The sequence below is a fragment of the Thalassospira sp. CH_XMU1420-2 genome (assembly GCF_037029325.1).
Taxonomy (GTDB): Bacteria; Pseudomonadota; Alphaproteobacteria; order Rhodospirillales; family Thalassospiraceae; genus Thalassospira; species Thalassospira povalilytica.
In genome coordinates, this window is the sequence record NZ_JAYMEG010000003.1 from 227,814 (window position 1) to 246,890 (window position 19,077).

Annotated in this window: 20 protein-coding genes; 12 read left to right on the forward strand and 8 right to left on the reverse strand. The window is 55.5% G+C overall.

Features of this window, described 5'->3' with window-relative positions; translation table 11 throughout:
• Positions 1–4: 4 nt before the first annotated feature.
• Positions 5–478 carry a deoxycytidylate deaminase gene (locus WA429_RS10695; protein ID WP_068519227.1) on the reverse strand — a complete coding sequence of 158 codons (474 nt, stop codon included), beginning with the start codon at positions 476–478 and terminating at the stop codon, positions 5–7.
• 287 nt (positions 479–765) lie between these two features.
• Here WA429_RS10695 and pyk point away from each other — a divergent pair, with 287 nt between their 5' ends.
• The 3 genes from pyk (at position 766) to WA429_RS10710 (ending at position 5,152) form a co-directional block, all read left to right on the forward strand.
• Positions 766–2,184, forward strand: coding sequence for a pyruvate kinase (pyk, locus tag WA429_RS10700; RefSeq protein ID WP_287466023.1), 1,419 nt, complete (start codon positions 766–768; stop codon positions 2,182–2,184).
• Positions 2,185–2,675: 491 nt separating this feature from the next.
• Positions 2,676–4,193, forward strand: coding sequence for a hypothetical protein (locus WA429_RS10705; RefSeq protein ID WP_068519229.1), 1,518 nt, complete (start codon positions 2,676–2,678; stop codon positions 4,191–4,193).
• 5 nt (positions 4,194–4,198) lie between these two features.
• Positions 4,199–5,152 (forward strand): hypothetical protein, encoded by a 954-nt coding sequence (locus WA429_RS10710; RefSeq protein WP_287466024.1) that lies wholly within the window; start codon positions 4,199–4,201, stop codon positions 5,150–5,152.
• Positions 5,153–5,277: 125 nt separating this feature from the next.
• Here the strand turns inward: WA429_RS10710 and WA429_RS10715 are convergent, their stop codons facing one another.
• The 3 genes from WA429_RS10715 to WA429_RS10725 form a co-directional block, all read right to left on the reverse strand.
• Positions 5,278–5,592, reverse strand: coding sequence for a ribbon-helix-helix domain-containing protein (locus WA429_RS10715; protein WP_068519399.1), 315 nt, complete (start codon positions 5,590–5,592; stop codon positions 5,278–5,280).
• A gap of 156 nt (positions 5,593–5,748) precedes the next feature.
• Positions 5,749–6,330, reverse strand: a complete 582-nt coding sequence (locus WA429_RS10720; protein ID WP_068519231.1) for a DJ-1/PfpI family protein — start codon at positions 6,328–6,330, stop codon at positions 5,749–5,751.
• A 392-nt stretch (positions 6,331–6,722) separates the two neighbouring features.
• On the reverse strand, positions 6,723–7,709 hold the full coding sequence (locus WA429_RS10725) for a mechanosensitive ion channel family protein (protein WP_068519232.1): 987 nt from the start codon (positions 7,707–7,709) through the stop codon (positions 6,723–6,725).
• A gap of 225 nt (positions 7,710–7,934) precedes the next feature.
• Here WA429_RS10725 and WA429_RS10730 point away from each other — a divergent pair, with 225 nt between their 5' ends.
• Together WA429_RS10730 and WA429_RS10735 are read left to right on the forward strand one after the other, a co-directional pair.
• On the forward strand, positions 7,935–8,837 hold the full coding sequence (locus WA429_RS10730; protein ID WP_287466026.1) for an OmpA family protein: 903 nt from the start codon (positions 7,935–7,937) through the stop codon (positions 8,835–8,837).
• A gap of 173 nt (positions 8,838–9,010) precedes the next feature.
• Positions 9,011–9,655, forward strand: coding sequence for a hypothetical protein (locus WA429_RS10735; RefSeq protein WP_068519234.1), 645 nt, complete (start codon positions 9,011–9,013; stop codon positions 9,653–9,655).
• A gap of 95 nt (positions 9,656–9,750) precedes the next feature.
• Here WA429_RS10735 and WA429_RS10740 read toward each other — a convergent pair whose 3' ends face one another.
• Positions 9,751–10,173, reverse strand: a complete 423-nt coding sequence (locus WA429_RS10740; protein WP_287466028.1) for a CoA-binding protein — start codon at positions 10,171–10,173, stop codon at positions 9,751–9,753.
• A 237-nt stretch (positions 10,174–10,410) separates the two neighbouring features.
• On the opposite strand from WA429_RS10740, the gene WA429_RS10745 reads away from it, so the two are divergent.
• Entirely contained in the window at positions 10,411–11,289 is an 879-nt protein-coding gene (locus WA429_RS10745; RefSeq protein WP_287466030.1) for a sulfite oxidase heme-binding subunit YedZ, read from the forward strand.
• On the opposite strand, the gene WA429_RS10750 is transcribed toward WA429_RS10745, so the two are convergent.
• Together WA429_RS10750 and WA429_RS10755 are read right to left on the reverse strand one after the other, a co-directional pair.
• A complete protein-coding gene (locus WA429_RS10750) occupies positions 11,261–11,896 on the reverse strand; it encodes a LysE family translocator (protein WP_287466031.1) in 636 nt (211 codons plus the stop codon). The genes WA429_RS10745 and WA429_RS10750 overlap by 29 nt on opposite strands.
• A 159-nt stretch (positions 11,897–12,055) precedes the next feature.
• On the reverse strand, positions 12,056–12,850 hold the full coding sequence (locus tag WA429_RS10755; RefSeq protein ID WP_287466032.1) for an enoyl-CoA hydratase: 795 nt from the start codon (positions 12,848–12,850) through the stop codon (positions 12,056–12,058).
• A 163-nt stretch (positions 12,851–13,013) separates the two neighbouring features.
• On the opposite strand from WA429_RS10755, the gene WA429_RS10760 reads away from it, so the two are divergent.
• The 5 genes from WA429_RS10760 to rpsI all read left to right on the forward strand — a co-directional run bounded on the left by WA429_RS10760 (position 13,014) and on the right by rpsI (position 16,388).
• Entirely contained in the window at positions 13,014–13,925 is a 912-nt protein-coding gene (locus WA429_RS10760) for a hypothetical protein (RefSeq protein WP_228195986.1), read from the forward strand.
• Between the two features lie 340 nt (positions 13,926–14,265).
• The gene (locus WA429_RS10765; protein ID WP_068519240.1) at positions 14,266–14,553 is read left to right on the forward strand and encodes a hypothetical protein; all 288 of its coding nucleotides are present in this window, start codon (positions 14,266–14,268) and stop codon (positions 14,551–14,553) included.
• Between the two features lie 283 nt (positions 14,554–14,836).
• Positions 14,837–15,277: a PaaI family thioesterase gene (locus tag WA429_RS10770; protein WP_287466034.1), complete on the forward strand. Its 441-nt coding sequence runs from the start codon at positions 14,837–14,839 to the stop codon at positions 15,275–15,277.
• Positions 15,278–15,432: 155 nt separating this feature from the next.
• The gene (gene rplM, locus WA429_RS10775; RefSeq protein ID WP_008890948.1) at positions 15,433–15,900 is read left to right on the forward strand and encodes a 50S ribosomal protein L13; all 468 of its coding nucleotides are present in this window, start codon (positions 15,433–15,435) and stop codon (positions 15,898–15,900) included.
• Positions 15,897–16,388: a 30S ribosomal protein S9 gene (gene rpsI, locus WA429_RS10780; RefSeq protein WP_101246004.1), complete on the forward strand. Its 492-nt coding sequence runs from the start codon at positions 15,897–15,899 to the stop codon at positions 16,386–16,388. The genes rplM and rpsI overlap by 4 nt, the downstream gene beginning before the upstream one ends.
• 204 nt (positions 16,389–16,592) lie before the next feature.
• On the opposite strand, the gene WA429_RS10785 is transcribed toward rpsI, so the two are convergent.
• The gene (locus WA429_RS10785) at positions 16,593–17,756 is read right to left on the reverse strand and encodes an alpha-hydroxy acid oxidase (protein WP_228195988.1); all 1,164 of its coding nucleotides are present in this window, start codon (positions 17,754–17,756) and stop codon (positions 16,593–16,595) included.
• Between the two features lie 382 nt (positions 17,757–18,138).
• On the opposite strand from WA429_RS10785, the gene WA429_RS10790 reads away from it, so the two are divergent.
• The gene (locus WA429_RS10790) at positions 18,139–19,020 is read left to right on the forward strand and encodes a GNAT family N-acetyltransferase (protein WP_287466035.1); all 882 of its coding nucleotides are present in this window, start codon (positions 18,139–18,141) and stop codon (positions 19,018–19,020) included.
• The last annotated feature ends 57 nt before the right edge of the window (positions 19,021–19,077 follow it).

Here is a 19,077-nt window from a genome sequence, read left to right on the forward strand (position 1 = left end):
TAGATTATTTCATCGGTTCGGTTGTGCCATCATCATCAATGACTTGCACGGCAACGCCGGATTCCTCGAACATCTCGGTCGAGATTTTCATATCCTGTTCCCAGCGTTCCAGAAAATCGGCGGTCAGTTTGGTTTTATCGACGAAAACCTCGGCGATGCCGGCCTGGATAATGGCGCGCGCACAGTCGCAACATGGAAAATGGGTCACATACAGCGAACAGCCATCAAGGGATGTGCCGGTATAGCTTGCATTATAAATGGCATTGCGTTCGGCATGTTCGGTATAGGCGTATTTTTCAGGACGCTGATGGCGGCTTTCGACTTCGTCATCGACGCCGCGCGGGAATCCGTTATAGCCGACTGCGCGGATTTCCTTTTTCGGGCCGATGACAACGGCACCGACCTGGGTGCTGCGGTCTTTTGACCAGTCTGCGATGTGGGCGGCGAGGCCCAGAAAACGGTGGTGCCATTTGCTCATCGAAAGAAGCCCTGTTTGCGTCACTGAAAAGCGGCAATCGACAGGTGATTGCCCATTGCCCGGATGCGTGTCCGGTTACCTTTTAAGAGGGGGCTTCTTGTAATTGTCCAGTGAAAAATCACATTTTTGTAAAGGCATTTAATGAAAAGCCCCTGTTCAAATAGGGGCTGATTGACTATTAAGGGGTTACCCCCAGAAAAAGATCAGGACGCCTTGACGCCTCGCCGCAGATGCAGGCCGAAGCGGCAGGGCTCACGTGTAAACCAAATAACAAGAGGTAGTAGCCGATGCGCCGTCAACGTAAGGCGAAAATCATCGCGACCCTGGGGCCGGCGAGTTCCAAGCCAGAAATCCTTGAGAAAATCGTAAAGTCGGGCGTCGATGTATTTCGCCTGAACTTTTCGCACGGGGAACACGCTGAACATCTGGCCCGGTTCGAAGCCATCCGCGCGGTCGAAGAAAAGCTCGGCCGTCCGATCGGAATTCTGATGGACCTTCAGGGGCCGAAGATCCGTGTTGGCACCTTTGCCGATGAAAAGGTCGAACTCGAAGCCGGCGATACCTTCACCTTTGATATGGAGAAGACCCCGGGCACCAATAAGCGCGTCTCCTTGCCGCATCCCGAGGTCTATGCCGCATTGAAGCCGGGTGCGAACCTGTTGCTTGACGATGGCAAGCTGCGCATGCGCGTTGAAAAATGCGATGACAAGTCAGCCGAATGTACCGTGATCACCGGTGGTCCGCTTTCGAACCGCAAGGGTGTCAATCTTCCCGATGTGATGTTGCCATTGTCGCCGCTGACCGAAAAGGACCGTGCCGATCTGGTATATGGTCTTGAGATGGGCGTTGATTTTGTCGCCCTGTCATTCGTGCAGCGCCCGGAAGATGTCGCCGAAGCCCGCAAGATCATTCAGGGTCGTGCCGCGATCGTTTCCAAGCTCGAAAAGCCACAGGCAATCGAGCATCTCGACGAGATCGTCGATCTGTCTGACATGGTGATGGTCGCCCGTGGTGACCTTGGCGTTGAATGCCCGCCCGAAGATGTGCCGATTCTGCAGAAACGCATCATCAAGGCCTGCCGCGAGGCCGGCAAGCCGGTGATTGTCGCGACCCAGATGCTTGATTCGATGGTATCCAACCCGGCACCGACCCGCGCCGAAGCATCCGACGTTGCCACCGCGATCTATGACGGTGCCGATGCCGTGATGCTGTCAGCAGAAAGTGCGGTTGGTAAATACCCGCTTGAAACCGTTTCGATCATGGACCGTATTCTGGTGCGTGTGGAACAGGACGAGCTGTATTTCCGCATGCGTGACGCCAACCGTCCGGATCCGGAACACAACGCACCGGATGCGATCAGTGCGGCGGCCCGTCAGGTGGCAAAAACCATCGGTTCCAAGGCGGTTGTCAACTATACCACGTCGGGTTCAACCGCATTCCGTGCCGCGCGTGAGCGTCCGGAAGTGCAGATCCTTGGCCTGACGCCGCGGATTCAGACCGCACGTCGTCTGGCGCTGTGCTGGGGCGTGCATCCGGTCTTTACCCGTGATGCGACCAACTTTGCCGAAATGGTCGGCATTGCCTGTGAAGTTGCCCAGCGCGAAGAATTCGCCGGACCGGGTGATTCTCTGGTGATTACCGCCGGTGTTCCGTTCGGCACCCCGGGGGCGACCAACATCCTGCGTATCGCATGGGTCAGCAACTGATCTGATATGATTTGATCCGGTAACGGATATCAAAACGGGCGGCCAGAACGGTCGCCCGTTTTTTTATGCCCGAAATTTCCAAACGTGTTGCAGTCAGGGGCTTGGCCCGGAATTGGAAAAAAAACCGCGATGCAGGGGCGGTCAGGGAACGAGGGCGAAGCGGACCGGGCAGGTGACCAAACCGGATAACTTTCAAGTAACTTCCGGGCAACTTCCGGGCGATGATCGGGGCGAATATCAGCGGTTTGTTTAGGGCGCTGTATTGTTAATGTTTTTTTGAGTCTTTCCGTCGATAGTCTAGAGGTAATCAAGGCTGTGTCTGATGGCATAGGTCCTTGATGTTGGGGATTTAAATTTAGACGTCTTGTCTGGTTGTTTATCACGGTCAGTTCTGGTTAAACTGTTCTGACAAAACATAAAAACGACGGGTATCTGCACTACTTGATGCCCGATCTGCCGCCAGGCAAGGGACCAGGGGAATTGCTGCGATAATGCTGAGTTGGATGTTCAATCGGCAGAAAAACACCGGCGACGGGGGGCTTGACGATAAAGCCACGGCGAAGTTGCGTGATCTTGCTGACACTGTCCGTACAGTCGCACCCGATGCTTTTTCGGCTGATGCAGGAAACGCACGTGGGCGGTCGATCCCGCGCAAGAATTCCAGCGAAGAAATTTCAGAACAGACAGCTCTTGAGCATGCGGCCCGTTTGTCGAACGAAATGGCCTATGCCGAAGAAGACGAAGACGCACCGGATTTTGACAGCGATGTTCGTATGGATGTTGCCCGCCGTTTGCGCCGTCATCTTAATGATGTCAGCCCTTCCGAACGCCTTGAAATGGTCGAGGAGTTTGTCGCTGCCATTGCCAATATGGGCGATTGCTATCGTCCGCAGGTTATCAATCTGATCGAGCAGGAACTGGGACATACGCCCTATATGACCCGTCAGGCGGCAAGCCGTCTGCGTCAGGATATCCAGGCGATTGGCCGTGTGTCGATTGGCGAATATATCGAACTTCTGAGTGATTCCGACTTCCTTGATATCATGCGCGGGCGCGGTGAATTTGTTCAGACCGCCGCAGAACGCGCACGCGAAGAACAGGAAGCCGCAGCCAAGGCGCGCCTGATCGAACAGCAGGCCGAAAAAGAAAAAAGCAGTCTTTTGAACCGGTTGCTGTCATCTGATGACGCGCCGCGCAACGTTGTTGCGATGACGCCGCATTTCACAGAACGCAAGGTTGCCAAACCCAAATCGCCGGAAGGGGATCTTTTGGGCGGGCAGAGCCGCATTTCGCGTCAGGCCCAGCGCCGTATCGCCCACTTCATCATGGCGTCGCTGTTTGATACCCTGGTTGAACAGGGGCGTATGCGCACCGAAGTTGCCCGCGCCTTGCGCCAGTCGGTTCGCCAGCGGATTGAAAAGGCACGGTTTGAAAACCGCATGCCGCTGCATCCGGCGGATGCCGGGATGCCGGTCGAGATTGCCGATGACGTGATGCTTGATCACGATCATGAAACGGCATCGAACCAGAAGATGACGATCGACCAGTATATTCTGGACGCGGTTTCGCGGAATGAAGATGCGCTGGTTGTGCAGTCACTGGCCCATTACGCGCAAATCCCGATCAGTGCGGTTTCCAAAATCCTTGATTCCGGAAGTGCGCGTGCGATCACGGCACTGGCATGGCGTGCGGGCATGACCGCCCCGTCATCGGTCGTGCTTCAGATCAGCAACGGTATCCCCGAAGCCAATATCGAAAGCCCGGCCGCCGGGGGACGTTATGCAATGGCATCGACCGATATGGATTGGTATATCGACTTCTTTAACGATACCAAGCCCGCCGCATCGGCATCACGCCCGCGGGCCGAAAAGGAGAGTGCGCAAGCACCGGCTGCGTCGAACAAACGCAATCCGAACCCGAATATTCGCCCACGGGCAGGCCGCAACAATGGCGGCCTTGAAGGGCTGGTCTCTGACAGGCGGCTCAGCAAGGGGCCCAAAGGGGACTGAGTGCCATGAGCAGCAATCACGGCATCTCATATGATGCGTTGAAATACGCGCTGACCATCAAGGAAAGCTATCAGAGTGGCGAGCCGCTGACAGTGACCGGGGCGGCGAAGCAACAACGTCTTTTGATGCCGGAACATTTGCTGAGCAATGATCTGGCCTTGATGCAATATGATGATCCGCTGGCGCTTGCTGTTATTGCGACCCGCGATCCGGAAAGCCCGATGGCGCTGGCCGCGGCGATCCGCATGGGGCCGCATGCAAAATGCAAGGAACTGATTACCGGCGTGTTTGAAGTGGTTTCGGATGCCACCAAACACGAACTGGTGGCCGATTGCGCCAAGCTTCTGACCAAGAACGCGTTCAGCCCCGAAGCCTTCCATCTGGTGCGGACCCGCGCATCCAACCATGTTGTCGAAATTCGCGAAGCATATCGCCGGGCGATGGCCGACAATCTGCGTGCGCTTCTGGATGGCAAAATGGCAGCACGCGAATTTGTCGAAGAATTCATCGAACTGGCATCGAACGGAAACCTGCGTATTGATATCTATCGCCGTCTGGTGATGAAGCTTATGCGGTCAGATGCGGTGCGTCCGAGCGTGAAATTCATGTTGCTGGAACGCCTTGACCGGTTCCCGCAGATGGTGAAGTTGCAGATTGTTAACGAGGTTAACTCTGCACCTGATACGGCGGAATATCAGACCCTGAAACAGGAACTGCGCTGGATCTACGAGACCAAGCAGAAACAGCAAACCCCGCAACCGATCAATGCCAGCAAGCCGCAGCCCAGTGCTGCTGATCTTGTGGCGCGATCCCAGATCGATTTCGGTGCCGCTGCGGGCATGCATCAGCGCAACAGCATCATAAAGCCGGCCGAGCCGACCCTGCGACGCAATGCCAACCCGTCAATCATGCGCAGCGGCGGGTTCAGCACGCGCGAACTTTCGTCCTGGCTGAACTAGCCAAGATCAGGTTTATCCCCACATCCACGCAAAATCCCATACCGATACATGGCCGAAGTCACGAGATGTGACGTCCAGGCGGGCGGGGAGCACTTATTTTATATTAGAGCCCCTGGTCTTTTGGTCTAGCTGACCAGGCGCGAGCGTGTCTGGGCTTCGTTAAGTGTGGTGTGCAGTCCGATCTGCTTTTCCAGATAGACCGTGCAAATGACCCGTAGCAGGGAAGCAAAATTCGGAATGTCGCCACGCTGTGCGACAACCTCGTCATAAATCTTGCCCAGAAATTGCGGGGTGCTGAAGCCTTCGCCCGCCGAAATTTCATCAAGAATCTGCCAGAAGCGCAATTCAAGACGCAGACTGGTGACAACGCCATTGATCCGCACGGACCGGCTGACACATTGATAGAGTTCGGGTTCGGTACCGGAATAGATTTGACACATGAGGACGGCCTTTCCTGCAATGCTGCCCGTTTTGCGTCCCGCGAAAAGGTGCCGGGCAGCTTATGGTCCGGGCCTGTTGCCAAGTCTGCGCAGACCCGTCAGTGCATGGTCAGGGAAAAATCGCCCAAGCGCAATCAGCGAATGGGCGATTGATCATCATAATTTTATGTCGGTCCCGAGGACGGCAAGGAAAGCTGCGAGCCATTTGGGGTGGGCCGGCCAGGCCGGTGCGGTGACAAGGTTGCCATCCGTGCAGGCATCATCAATCGCGATGTCGGCATAAATCCCGCCGCCAAGTTTGACTTCGGGGGCGCAGGCCGGATAGGCGGAAACCTTGCGGCCCTTGATGATATCAGCAGCCGCCAGAAGCTGTGCGCCATGACAAACAGCAGCAATCGGTTTGCCGGCATCGTTGAAATCGCGCACAAGCCGGATGACGTCTTCGTTCAGGCGAAGATATTCCGGCGCACGGCCACCGGGGATCAGAAGGGCGTCATAGTTTTCAGCACGCGCTGAAGCGAAATCGGCATTCAGTGCAAAGTTATGACCGCGCTTTTCGCTATAGGTCTGATCGCCTTCGAAATCGTGAATGGCGGTTGCCACGGTATCGCCAGCCTTCTTGTCGGGGCAGACAGCATCGACTTTGTGCCCGACCGCAAGCAGGGTCTGGAACGGGACCATGGTTTCATAATCTTCGGCGAAATCACCGGTGATCATCAAAATCTTTTTGGCAGACATGGTTTATATCCTCCCGGGCGTGTTGTGATTGTCGTTGAGGGATGGAAATCATACGCCTGCAAGTAGCCGGGCGGGTAACAGCGGGCTACTACATGCCCGGTGCAAAGGCCGTGGGGATGTATGGCGGGGGATATATAGCGGGCCGTGGGATTGCCACAGGAGTGCCGAGGGAAAGAGCAGGGGCGCAAGGAAGGTCCAAGTATGCGCGTTTGCGGTCGAGCTGGCAGGGGGCATGGCGTTCCTTCCTGTGCCTGTGCCTGTGCCTGTGCCTGTGCTCTGTAACCAGTGTTCAAGGCAGCGGGCGGTGCATCGGCCCAGGCCTTGAAAATTGCCATAAAAAAAAGAGGCCCGTTATCGGGGCCTCTTTCATGTGATCAAGGATCAGGAACCGGTCAGCTTTTGCTTTCGGGTGCCTTTTTCGCAGCGGTGGTTTTGGCCGCCGTGGTTTTGGTGGTCGATTTTGCAGCGGTTGAACGCGACCGGGTGGCCGGTTTCTTGGCCGGTGCCTTTGCAGCCGGTTTGGCTGCTGTTTTGGTCGCGGTGCTTGCGGTTTCCGAAGATTCGATGATGTGCAGGTCACGCTGCGGGAACGGAATCGAGAAGCCGGCAGCTTCAAGTTCGGTTTTCGATTTGCGTGTCAGGTCAAAGAAGGTCGGCCAGAATTCGGACGTTGCCACCCAGCCGCGTGCGGTCAGATCGACCGAGCTTTCGCCAAGGGTCGCGACGAAGCTCATCGGTTCCGGGTCCTTGAGAACGCGCGGATCGGATGCCACCAGGTTTTTCAGGAAATCAAGTGCCGCATCAACATCATCGTCATAGGCGATGCCGACCTTGATATCGAGACGACGGGTCGGGTTGCGCGAATAGTTTTTGATCGCGCTGTTCCAGATCTGCGAGTTCGGGGCAGAAATGAAAACACCGTCCGGCGTCTTGAGCAGGGTGGTGAACAGGGTGATTTCAACGACGGTACCGGAAATCGAACCGGCTTCGACGAATTCGTCAATCTTGAGCGGACGCAGGATCAGGATCATGACACCGGCGGCGATGTTTGACAGCGTGCCTTGCAATGCCAGACCGATTGCCAGACCGGCAGCACCGAGGACGGCGATGATGCTGGTTGTTTCCACACCAAAGTTCGAAAGAACCGCGACGAGGACGAATACCAGGATTGCGTAACGCACAATGCTTGCTGCCAGCGGCTTGAGAGTCGCATCGACAAATTTTGCATTTTTAAGCGAGTGGCGTACCAGTGCCGAGGCGCGTCCGGCAAGCCACCAGCCAACGGCTAGAATGACAATTGCGCCTAAAAGATCCATGCCAAAGCCGAGTGCGAACTGCTTTAGCATCAGTGTGATCTTGGATACATCGGTTTCAATCATTTCATCCTCGTGCGCTCAGTGTCATGGTTGTATTATTTGCTACTCATACATCAGTATGACACAATAAGAATTACAGGTTTATGTGTTCTTGAAAAGTGTGTAGCAAAACACAATTCTTTTTACACGTATGGAACAAATCGCGTTTTCGGTCGTTTTGAGACATAATCTCACCATCTTTGGTGATAAAGTATTTGCTGAATAACAACCTTAAGACAGGGGTAAGACATGCAGATTCGTCCGACTATTCTTTGTGCTCTTGGTGGCGTTGCGCTTCTGAGTGCGTGTAGCAGCGTAGACAATTCCGGGACTGCGGTTATGTATGGCGGTAACCCGCTGACATACAGCAATTCTGTATCATCTGCGATCTCTGGCACCGAGCCGACGACCGCATTCGGCAAGGCGCTGAAAGCCGAGTATATCGCTTATGCACAGCGTGAAGCCGACGAGTGGTACGACTTCTTTGATGCCGATTTCTTTGCGAAAAAGGCCGGAAAAGTAGCAAGCAACGAAACCATTCTTCCGGAAGATCCGGCAAACTGGCGTTTCTCGGCTGAAGAAATTGTACAGAAACGTGCAGTTCGTGACGAGCTGATCGGTTTGCTTGATGATGGCAAGCGCGAAGAAAAGCCTGACACAGCAGCAATTGCACAGGCCCGTTTCGATTGCTGGATCGAGGAAAGTGAAGAAGGCTGGCAGACCGAGCTGATCAGCCAGTGCTGGAAAGACTTCGAAGCTGCGATGGCAGAACTTCGTGCGGTAGAGCCGGCACCGGCTGCTGCGGCACCGGTTGCTGCGAAAGAAGCACGTCTGTTCACGATCTTCTTCGATTTCGACAGCGTTGCAATTACCCCGGTTTCGGAGCGCGTTCTTGATGCAGCGGCCGAACAGTGGGCAACTTCGATGGGTAATGTTGCGATCGTCGGTCACGCCGATGCATCGGGTTCGGCAGCCTATAACCTGAAACTGTCCGAACGTCGTGCGCAGGCTGCTCTGTCGCAGCTGACCGGTCGTGGTATCAAAGCTGACATGATCGAGAGCGACGCGGTTGGTGAAGGCGAACTTCTCATCCCGACTCCGGATGGTGTTCGTGAGCCGCGTAACCGTCGTGTGACGATTTCTGTCGACTAAGCTTCGACATTTACCAAATCTTTGGCAACGAGGTGGCATAATGCCACCTCGTTGTTTTTATATGTGCTTTTACCTGTGCCGAAGAATTTCGCAGGAATTACAGTTGAAATTCGGATTAATCTGCATAATCTCAGCGAAGTATTCCGACACGTATCAGTGAGAGGCGGGGACATATGCTAAAGGCCATTGCGGCGGTCTTTTCGCGACGCTCGGGGGGCGTGACACTTGCACTGGCGATTGCGTCAGCGGCAATTACACCGGCTGCGATGGCAGCGGATAAAACCCCAATCGTACCTTTTGAAAAGTTTTATGCTGATCAGCGGGGGGACGGAAAGTTGCTGCGCTTTAATGCGTTTTCCGGGGAAATTCCGGGGAAACGAATCAAGGCGCTGTTGCGATCGGGTCAGGTTGTTGGTGACCGCATCCTTCTTTCCGAAGATGTCGCGGTCTATTTCCCGGATGGCTATATCGTCCAGTCACAAGCCCGGTTCAGCAAATATATCCCCAAACCCAATGTCGTCCCCGGTACTGTTGCCAGCCGGGATCATCTGTCGGAAAATCCGCGTTACGCGCTGGTGGAACGTTTTGACACGATCCTTGGCCGTGAATGCGCCCGCACAGAATATGCCAACGGCTTTGCCGCATTGCGGATCAAGTCGGACGGGGTGGTGTCGCTGGTTCTCGAAACATCGGGGCTTTATGACCAGATCGTTGACGAACAGACCACGACCTATAGCGTGACCAGTGCCGTACAGCCGGTCTTTATCGGCAATCAGGGCCTGATGCCCGAACTGATGGCAAAATGCGGTCGCGGCTGATCGCGCATTTGTCTGACTGAATTGCAAAAGGCACCGGGTTCCGGTGCCTTTTTATTTTGGCGACTCGCCATCGCAAATTTTGAAAAATCGCCCGATCAGAACAGCCGGGGAATTTCGATGGCCGGGCAACGGTTCATCACGGCGACCATGCCATGATCGATTGCCCTGGACGCCGCATCGGGGTTCAGCACGCCAAGCTGCATCCAGACCGACTTGGCCTTGATTGCGATGGCTTCATCCACGACACCGGCGGCATCGTCGCTATTGCGGAAGATATCGACCATATCGACCGGCTCGGAAATGTCGGCAAGGGTGGCGACCACCGTCTGACCGTGAATTTCCCCGCCAGCCTGACCGGGATTGACCGGGATCACGTGATATCCGCGATCAAGCAGGAATTTCATCACCCGGTTTGACGGGCGATCAGGCTTGGGACTGGCGCCGACAAGGGCAATTGTTCTGGTCGTTTCCAGAAGCGATTTAAGGGCGGCATCATCCAGGTTTTCGAATTGGGGCATTTTGTTCAATCCATCAATTGTTCTTGGTTGATAGTTATATGATCGGCGATCCTGTGCAACTGTTTGGCGCAGGTCACGGGTTGAAAGGCGGGATCGCGGAAAGTTGATGGCGAGTTTAAATGACGCGGCACATTAAATGCGCTTTGAGTAGGTCAAGGCAGTGTCCGGCTTTGCCGGGATGCCGTGTTTGAATTTGGCGCGCGCGTGCGTGCGCTACAACACCATAGGCTTGACTGCATGTATCCATGGCTTGATCCGTCCGGACGGTTTTCCTTTTTCAAACTGGTGGTCTTTGTCGCGCTGCTTGTGCCCGGTGTGGTTTTGCTGTGGCCGGTGATTGTACAGGGCGGGGCGACGATCCCGGTCAAGGAAGCCATCCTGCAAAGTGGTGACTGGACGATCAGGGTCCTTTTGATATCGCTTTTGATCACGCCCTTGCGCCGGATTACGCGATTTTCAAAGCTGGTGCAGGTGCGCCGCCAGATCGGTGTTGCGGCTTTTTGTTACGGGATGGTTCATCTTGGGCTTTATGCCATCAGTCAGAACCTTGATCTTGGGCGGATCGCAAGCGAGATCGTCCTTCGGATTTATCTGACGATCGGGTTTGTCGCCCTGATCGGGCTTGCGATCCTTGCCGCGACCTCGACCAAGGCGGCAATGCGCCGGCTTGGTGCGAAATGGGCGCGTCTGCATAAGCTGGTTTATCCGATTGCGGTTCTGGGGGCGCTGCATTTCTTTATGCAGTCCAAGGTCGATGTCAGCGAAGCCACCCTGATGGCCGGGTTGTTTGTCGCCCTGATGCTGTATCGGTTTGCGCATTGGCGGGGCTGGTCATTGCGGTCGGCTGTGACGCTTGTTGTGATTGCGGTGATCGCTGGCCTTGCGACAGCGGGGATTGAATATGGCTGGTACGCGCTGGCGACCGGTATTCCGGCCGGGCGCGTGGTGGCGGCCAATCTTGAATGGATGTGGCCATTGCGCCCGGCATGGAATGTGTTACTGGCCGGTCTTGTGATGGTGGTGATTTACCCGTTCGGCCGCGATGGCGCGGGACGGGCGATGTTATCGGCGCTGATTGGTGCCGGTTCTAGACCGCAGCACTCGCGCGGCGGGTAAGGGCAGTCAGCAAGCCCGCACCAATCATCACCCCGCCACCAACCCGGGTCAGACGACGCATGGCATCAGGATGGCGGAACCGTTCACGCAGGGCGGCGGCCATCACCGCCCAGATCGCGACATTGATCGCAGCCAGAATGACAAAGGTTGCGGTCATGACGACGAACTGTGGCAAAACCGGGCTTCCGGCCGTGATGAATTGCGGCACAAAGGCAATGAAGAACACGATGCCCTTGGGATTAAGGGCGGTGACCACGTAGGCCTGAAGGAACATGCGCGACGGACGGTTGCGTTTGGCATCCGGGTTGTCCTGCAACGCGCCGGGATTATCGCGCCAAATCTTGATGCCCAGATAGACCAGATAGGCAGCGCCGCAGAATTTCAGGATGGTAAAGGCCTCGGCCGAGGTGGCAAGAAGCGCACCGGCCCCGGCCAGCGAAATGGTCATTGCAGTCAGATCGCCCAGGGCAACGCCGGGAACAGTCGCCCAGGCGGTTTGCCGTCCCTTGCTTAGGGCGTAGCTGACCACCAGCATGATGGTCGGGCCGGGAATGATCAGAATGACGGTGCAGGCAACGACAAAGGCAAGCCACATTTCAAACGGCATCGGAGTTACTCCATCAGGGCGTGACAGGTCGCCACCATCGCAGGAAACAATGCCGGGCAAACCCGACCTGGCACCCGGGCAAAACCGCGATGGCAGCAGATATATGAGCAAACGCAGAGTTCAGATGCGAATGCAACCCTTCAATCCGTCATCAGGCGGTCATTCATGGCGCCATGTCGGGTGGCGCTTTTCAACGAAGGCGCCGATGCCTTCGCGGGCGTCGTGTTTTTGCATGTTGGCGGTCATGACATCGGATGCATAGGCATATGCATCGGGCAGGGGCATTTCGATCTGTTTGTAAAATGCCTGTTTGCCAAGGCGCACGGTCATGCCGGATCTTGCGGCAATGCCCGCGGCAAGATCATCTGTTGCCGTTTCAAGATCATCATCATCAACCACATCCGATACAAGCCCCATCGCAAAGGCGGTGTCGGTCGGCACCGGATCGCCTGTCAGCAGCATGCGCATGGCGTGCTTGCGCGCGATATTGCGGCTCAGTGCGACCATCGGGGTCGAACAGAACAGACCGATATTGACCCCGGGGGTGGCAAATTTGGCCGAACGGGCCGCAACGGCAAGATCGCAGCTTGCCACCAGCTGACAGCCAGCCGCGGTTGCCATGCCGCGGACACGGGCAATGACCGGCTGGGGCAGGGTGACGATCCGCATCATCAGACGGCTGCATTGGGCAAACAGACTGGCATGCTGATCACAGTCGGTGATGCCGCCCATTTCCTTAAGATCGTGACCGGCACAAAAGACCGGGCCATCGGCGGCAAGAATAACGCACCGGATATCGGGGTTTTGGGCAATGTCGTCAAAGGCATCCTGAAGGGCGGACATCATCGCCGCTGACAGGGCGTTGCGCCGGGCGGGGTTGGACAGGACAAGGGTGACATACCCGTCGTGGTCATGGCGGGTCACCAGCGGAGATGACGGGGTGGCGGTGGTCATGGTGTTCCTCCTTGATGCGTGTGCGTGGCATCGTTTTTGATTTTCTTCTACTTGTGATCGTAGTAGAATTGCACGCATCGGGTCATCAATAAAACCGTTTACAAGCATCGGGATATTCGGTGTTTGAAGAATAAACCGAACGGTGAAAAACGCATGGTTGTGGATGAGTGACAGTCAAACGCGGCGTCCTGGTCGGGCGCCGAACCGGTTTGTTTCAGCGCGTAAATGGCAGGAAACGATAAAGTCGCAAAAGCCTGTCCGGGAAACGCCGATCAAACGGTTTGATCGCAAGGACGTAATGGAGCGCGATCTTGAACGGTATCGCGCCGAAGCGCGTGCGCGGTTGCTTCGCAACGGTTTTGACATCCCGCCCTTTTTGATGCCCAAGCCCAAAATCATCGATGATGACAGCGAAACCCCCGATCCCGAAACGGTCGAGGTCACGGAAACCCGTCCGCCCGCGATGCTGGGGCCTAAGCCGTCCCCGATGGTCAGCGACAAACAGATTGCCGCAGCCAGTGCCGCCAGTGCCGAGCGCGCACAAAATGCGACACGGCCCAAGCCCAGCCGCCATGTTCATGTGCAGAACGCCGCATCCGGTGCAGCAGCACTGCATGGAAACCCGGCCGCCCAGGCCAGCCACGAAGCCGCTCAGGCCGCCGCATTCGCCGAAGAAAAGACCGCGTATGACGAATATGTCGAAAGCCTGAATGGCGGGGCGACATTGCTTGATCGGGTGCGACAGACAGACGATGGTGACGCATCATCGGGCAATGACATTCAGGGGCGTGTTGACGACTTCAAGGAAAAGGAAGTCCGGCAGTCACGCATTGATTTGCCTGATAACACGGCCAACTGGGCCGCGCGCGGCGAGATGGACCGCAAGCGTCTGGAAATCCTTGAAAAACAGGAAAAGGCCAAGGCAAAAGCCGCGCGGTCAAAACGCAAGGCACGCGACCCCATCACCTGGGACAAGTTTCTGCCACGTGCCGCGGCCTATATGATTGCAGCGGTTGCCATCGGCTATGTGCTTGTTCTGACAGTCAGCGAGTTTTCGGCAATTTTGGGGAAATAGTCGGCTATTGTCGAACTGTTGCCGTAATCCCCATATAAGTATCAGGATAATCAGACGGTTCCGGCCCACAGGTTTTGTGCAGGCAGGCCGATTGGGACACAAAATCCATACACCTGAAAATCGGGGATCGGCCGGTGATATGCTGTTTGGGGCATGCTGTTTGGGGACAGCATCCGGATAACCGTCAGCCTTTGAAAAGGCAAAGCATCGGGACAGACGCGACAGACCATCAATGAGGGGGCCGTCATTTTCGTGATGCACAGCATCGCAGCATGAAAATGACCGGAATTTTCGACATACCCTTGTTGCAGGAGGCAGCGAGTGACGCTGTGAAATCGCCATGATGCGTGACGAAACCGGTCAGGAAGACCGCCGCCCTGTCTATCTTCCGGAGAACCGCCATCATTGGGCATCCAATGATGAGGTCGACAAACCTGTTGTGGATTTGTCGCGCGGGCCCGTCCGGGCAAGGTTCAAACATAAAGCAGCCTCGCAACCGCCGATGTCATCGGGTGAATGGATGCGACGCAAATTGCCGCATATCGGTGCGACGGCGATTGTCGCCATTGTTATCGGGGGTGTGGTGCTGGCCACATTTACCGATCTGGCATCGATCGTTTTGCGGTAATCGTGAACCCGTACCTGTACCGTGATATGGCCGGGTGTGAACCGGCTTTGCTGCGGGCGCGCCATTGTTGCCTGATCCAGGGACGTCAATAAACAGATGGCGATAAACAGATGGCGAAAAACACACGGTGACAAAATGGATCGCGGCAAACAGTCCGCATCCAATGGTGGGGAAGGGATGCAGAAACCGTAAAATATTGACGTTAACGTAAACGTTATGTCAGGCTGTCGATCTGGATCAATAATGCCAAAGCCAAACTGGCAATCTGGGGAGGTCTGCTGTCATGAACAATTCGCACGCCCGCACCGGGATCACCCCGGCTGATTTTGATGCCATCATGCGCGAAAAGGTGCCGTTTGTCGGCGATATGGGCGTTATCACCGAAAGTCTTGAAAATGACACGGCGGTCCTGCGGTTGCCGTTCAGGGAACGCTATTTGCGGCCCGGCAATGTGGTAACGGGCCCGGCGATTTTTGCTTTGGCCGATATTGCGCTTTATGCGGTGGCCTGGCTTGTGGTACCCAAGGCGGATCTGGCGGTAACGACCGAGGCGACGGTACATTTCCTGTCGGGGGCGAAGCCGGGCGACCTGATTGCCGAGGCCAAGATCCTTAAGGCGGGCAGGCGGCTTTTGATTGCGGAATGCCATATTCGATCAGCCGTTGATAACAGTCTTTGTGCGCATGTGATCGGGACATATGCCATGCCGCCGGCGGAAAAATAGCGCGAAATCGTGTGGTAAAATAATACCTCTTTGCGTAACTCATTGATTTACAATGAAATATTCCTGTTGTTTTCCTGTTGAATGCTGGCATAATGCGCCGACTTTCAACGAGGGAAGATTCCCTCCGTGAAACCCAGTTTTCGAGTATTGAAATAATGAAAACCTTCACTGCGACACCGAGCGACATCGAGCGCAAATGGTTCGTGGTCGACGCTGAAGACGTCGTCCTTGGCCGCCTTGCTGCTGTTGTTGCCAACCGTCTTCGTGGTAAACACAAAGCTATGTTTACCCCGCACATGGACTGTGGCGATCACATCGTCATCGTCAATGCCGAAAAAGTCAAACTGACCGGCCGTAAACTTCAGAACAAGAAGTTCTACTGGCACACCGGTTACCCGGGCGGCATCAAAGAACGCACCATGGACAAGCTCCTGAATGGTGAGCACCCGGAACGTGTGATCATCAAAGCTGTTGAGCGTATGATGTCCCGTGGTCCGCTGCGCAGCCAGGTTCTTTCCAAACTGCACGTCTATGCTGGTACCGAGCACCCGCATGAAGCTCAGAAGCCGGAAGTCCTCGACGTTGCGGCTATGAACGAAAAGAACAAGCGGAGTGGCAAATAATGGCCGACACCAAAACTCTTGAAGATCTCAAGGATCTGGCACAGGGCGGCGAAACCGCAGCTGCTGCTGAAGGCACCCTGCCGGAACCGAAGATCGACGCACAGGGCCGTTCCTATGCAACCGGTCGTCGTAAAAACGCAATTGCACGTGTCTGGATCAAGCCGGGCTCGGGTAAAGTCACCGTCAATGGCCGCGAGTTCGAAGACTACTTCGCACGTCCGGTTCTGCGCATGGTCATCAACCAGCCGTTCGGCGTAACCGATCGCAAAGATCAGTTCGACGTCGTTTGCACCGTATCGGGTGGCGGTCTGTCTGGTCAGGCAGGTGCGGTTCGTCATGGTATCTCCCGTGCACTGACCCTGTTCGAGCCGGCACTGCGTGGTTCGCTCAAAGCTGGCGGGTTCCTTACCCGTGACTCGCGTGCAGTCGAACGTAAAAAATACGGTCGCGCCAAAGCACGTCGTAGCTTCCAGTTCTCGAAACGTTAATACGTTTCCAGACATCTGGTACGATACAGTATTGGAAAAGCGCCACTTTCGAGTGGCGCTTTTTCTTTTGCGGGGCAAGGTGCCGATGCGATTGGTTCTCTGAACCTGCACAAAAAAGAAAACGGCGCTCTTTCCAAGGAAAGGCGCCGTTTTTTACGGGCGAATGGTGGGGAAGCTTGGTGCGTGCCCCAACAATCTTGTGCGTTACTGCCAGCGGTCCGAGAAATCGCGCGGGACCATCAGGATGTCACGATCAACCGTGTTGATGTCGGTGTGGCCACAGAATGCCATCGAGACTTCAAGTTCTTTGTGGATGAGTTCGAGGGCCTTGGTGACGCCTGCTTCGCCCATGGCCCCAAGGCCATAAACATAGGCGCGACCGATATAGGTGCCTTTCGCGCCAAGAGCCAATGCCTTGAGCACGTCCTGACCGGACCGAATGCCACTATCAAGATGGACTTCGATCTTGTCGCCAACGGCATCCATGATTTGCGGCAATGCGCGGATTGAAGACAGCGCACCGTCAAGCTGACGTCCGCCATGGTTCGAGACCACGATGGCATCAGCACCAACATTCAGGGCTTCGACCGCGTCGCGTGCATCAATGATCCCTTTGATGATCAGGGGACCATCCCACATCTTGCGGAATTCACGAATACGGTCCCAATCAAGAGAGTCATCAAATGCCTGGGCCGTCCAGTCGCCCAGTGACGACGGATCAGCAACGCCCTTGGCATGACCGACAATGTTGCCAAAGAAACGGCGTTTGGTGCCAAGCATGCCAAGACCCCATTGGACCTTGGTCATCATGTCGGCGACCGATTTGATGGTCAGCTTGGGCGGAGCAGACAGGCCGTTTTTCAAATCCTTGTGACGCTGACCCAGCATCTGAAGATCGACCGTGATGACAGCGGCCGAACATTTTGCGGCCTTGGCGCGGTCAAACAGGCGCTGCATGAAGTCATCATCTTTGAGCGTATAAACCTGCAACCAGAACGGCTTGGATGTGTTTTCGGCCACATCCTCGATCGAGCAGATCGACATGGTCGACAAGGTATAGGGCACGCCGAATTTTTCGGCCGCACGGGCGGCCTTGATTTCGCCATCGGCACACTGCATCCCGGTTAGTCCGACAGGGGCAAGGGCGACCGGCATGGAGACGTCCTGACCGATCATCTGGCTTTTGGTGGTGCGGCCCGACATGTCGATTGCGACGCGCTGACGCAGGTGGATATCCTGAAAATCGGTGGTGTTTTCGCGGAATGTCTGCTCGGTCCAGCTTCCGGATTCTGCGTAATCGTAAAACATGCGCGGGGTGCGCCGTTTATAGATACGTTTAAGGTCATCGACGCAGGTAATCACTGGCATGAGTTCAACTCCGAATAAGGTGCGCGTGGTAATGGTAATACCACTTTCCCAAGTTATCGCAAACCGAATTGAAAAACAGCCCCTTACTGACCATTTCCACATGCCGGAAACAGCGCGATGCGATCACGGGAAAAGAATTTTAAAAAGAAGGGTCGGAAATTGCGAAGTTTGTGATAAGAACAAGTTCAGGAACGATAATTTCCGATTTGCAAAGGATCACAAAATGGTTGGGAACATGCGACGAATTTTCAAAACATAGCTTTTTGAAACTCTGTTGGACATCCTTGCTGTTTGTGAAGGGCCGCTAATAGAGCGGTCTTTTTTTATGCCAATTCGAAATCCTGAAAATCCCAGTTAACCCCCAAAGAAAGGGACCACCGATATGCAGTACAGAAAGCTGCACGACGCCGATCTTGATGCCGCAACCGCATTTCTTGCCGACCATGCTGCGACCAGCATGATCCTGCGCGGAAATCTGCGAACTGCCGGTATCGAGCGACGCCGTCATCCGCTTTCTGGAAGCTGGTTCGGTGCTGTGGCAAATGATGGTGCGATCCAGGCCATCATTGCGCAGTTCGGCAATGGCAATGTCTTTGTCCAGGCAGCGGATAACCAAACGGTCCCGACCCAACTGACCGAAGCCTTTCTTGCCGATCCGTTGCGGCCCGTGGCCGGGGTATTCGGCGAGGCTGATCAGGCGGCGGATATGCTGGGCCAGCTTGGCCTTGCAGGCAGTGAATTTGCGATCAATGCATCGGATATTCTGTATGGGCTGGATCTTGCCAATCTGGTGGTGCCGGTCAATGCGCGGGCGGACGACTTTCAGATGGTTGATGCCGAAAAGGTTGAACGCAGCACATTGCTAAGCTGGCTGCGGGCCTATGAGATCGAGGCATTGGGGGCCGAAGACACCCCGGTTCTTGACAGCAAGGTCGCATCGCGACTGGTGCAGTCCCTTGATGCGCGCAATCTGTGGGCACTGATTGTTGAAGGAAAGGCGGTAAGCCTTTCGGGCTTTAACGCCCAACTGCCCGACATGGTACAGGTCGGACCGGTCTGGACACCGCTGGAATTCCGGTCAAACGGCTATGCCCGGATACTGGTTGCCAAAACACTTCTGGCCGCACGGGCACGCGGTGTAACCCGCGCCATCCTGTCCACAGACAGCGAAGCTGCGGCAAAGGCCTATGAGGCACTTGGTTTTGAGAAAATCGGGCGCTACCGCTTGGCGCTTCTGAAAAGCCCGGCTAAGCTGGCGGCGTAAAAGCGTTCATTTAACCGGATTGAGGTTTGCTCTGAAACGCGGGCTGACATCTTGTGC

What these genes read in the sequence shown, in the direction of transcription:
- WA429_RS10695 (WP_068519227.1), bottom strand. Translation starts at nt 478, where the DNA reads ATGAGCAAATGGCACCACCGTTTTCTGGGCCTCGCCGCCCACATCGCA.
- pyk (WP_287466023.1), top strand. Translation starts at nt 766, where the DNA reads ATGCGCCGTCAACGTAAGGCGAAAATCATCGCGACCCTGGGGCCGGCG.
- WA429_RS10705 (WP_068519229.1), top strand. Translation starts at nt 2,676, where the DNA reads ATGCTGAGTTGGATGTTCAATCGGCAGAAAAACACCGGCGACGGGGGG.
- WA429_RS10710 (WP_287466024.1), top strand. Translation starts at nt 4,199, where the DNA reads ATGAGCAGCAATCACGGCATCTCATATGATGCGTTGAAATACGCGCTG.
- WA429_RS10715 (WP_068519399.1), bottom strand. Translation starts at nt 5,592, where the DNA reads ATGTGTCAAATCTATTCCGGTACCGAACCCGAACTCTATCAATGTGTC.
- WA429_RS10720 (WP_068519231.1), bottom strand. Translation starts at nt 6,330, where the DNA reads ATGTCTGCCAAAAAGATTTTGATGATCACCGGTGATTTCGCCGAAGAT.
- WA429_RS10725 (WP_068519232.1), bottom strand. Translation starts at nt 7,709, where the DNA reads ATGATTGAAACCGATGTATCCAAGATCACACTGATGCTAAAGCAGTTC.
- WA429_RS10730 (WP_287466026.1), top strand. Translation starts at nt 7,935, where the DNA reads ATGCAGATTCGTCCGACTATTCTTTGTGCTCTTGGTGGCGTTGCGCTT.
- WA429_RS10735 (WP_068519234.1), top strand. Translation starts at nt 9,011, where the DNA reads ATGCTAAAGGCCATTGCGGCGGTCTTTTCGCGACGCTCGGGGGGCGTG.
- WA429_RS10740 (WP_287466028.1), bottom strand. Translation starts at nt 10,173, where the DNA reads ATGCCCCAATTCGAAAACCTGGATGATGCCGCCCTTAAATCGCTTCTG.
- WA429_RS10745 (WP_287466030.1), top strand. Translation starts at nt 10,411, where the DNA reads ATGTATCCATGGCTTGATCCGTCCGGACGGTTTTCCTTTTTCAAACTG.
- WA429_RS10750 (WP_287466031.1), bottom strand. Translation starts at nt 11,896, where the DNA reads ATGCCGTTTGAAATGTGGCTTGCCTTTGTCGTTGCCTGCACCGTCATT.
- WA429_RS10755 (WP_287466032.1), bottom strand. Translation starts at nt 12,850, where the DNA reads ATGACCACCGCCACCCCGTCATCTCCGCTGGTGACCCGCCATGACCAC.
- WA429_RS10760 (WP_228195986.1), top strand. Translation starts at nt 13,014, where the DNA reads ATGAGTGACAGTCAAACGCGGCGTCCTGGTCGGGCGCCGAACCGGTTT.
- WA429_RS10765 (WP_068519240.1), top strand. Translation starts at nt 14,266, where the DNA reads ATGATGCGTGACGAAACCGGTCAGGAAGACCGCCGCCCTGTCTATCTT.
- WA429_RS10770 (WP_287466034.1), top strand. Translation starts at nt 14,837, where the DNA reads ATGAACAATTCGCACGCCCGCACCGGGATCACCCCGGCTGATTTTGAT.
- rplM (WP_008890948.1), top strand. Translation starts at nt 15,433, where the DNA reads ATGAAAACCTTCACTGCGACACCGAGCGACATCGAGCGCAAATGGTTC.
- WA429_RS10785 (WP_228195988.1), bottom strand. Translation starts at nt 17,756, where the DNA reads ATGCCAGTGATTACCTGCGTCGATGACCTTAAACGTATCTATAAACGG.
- WA429_RS10790 (WP_287466035.1), top strand. Translation starts at nt 18,139, where the DNA reads ATGCAGTACAGAAAGCTGCACGACGCCGATCTTGATGCCGCAACCGCA.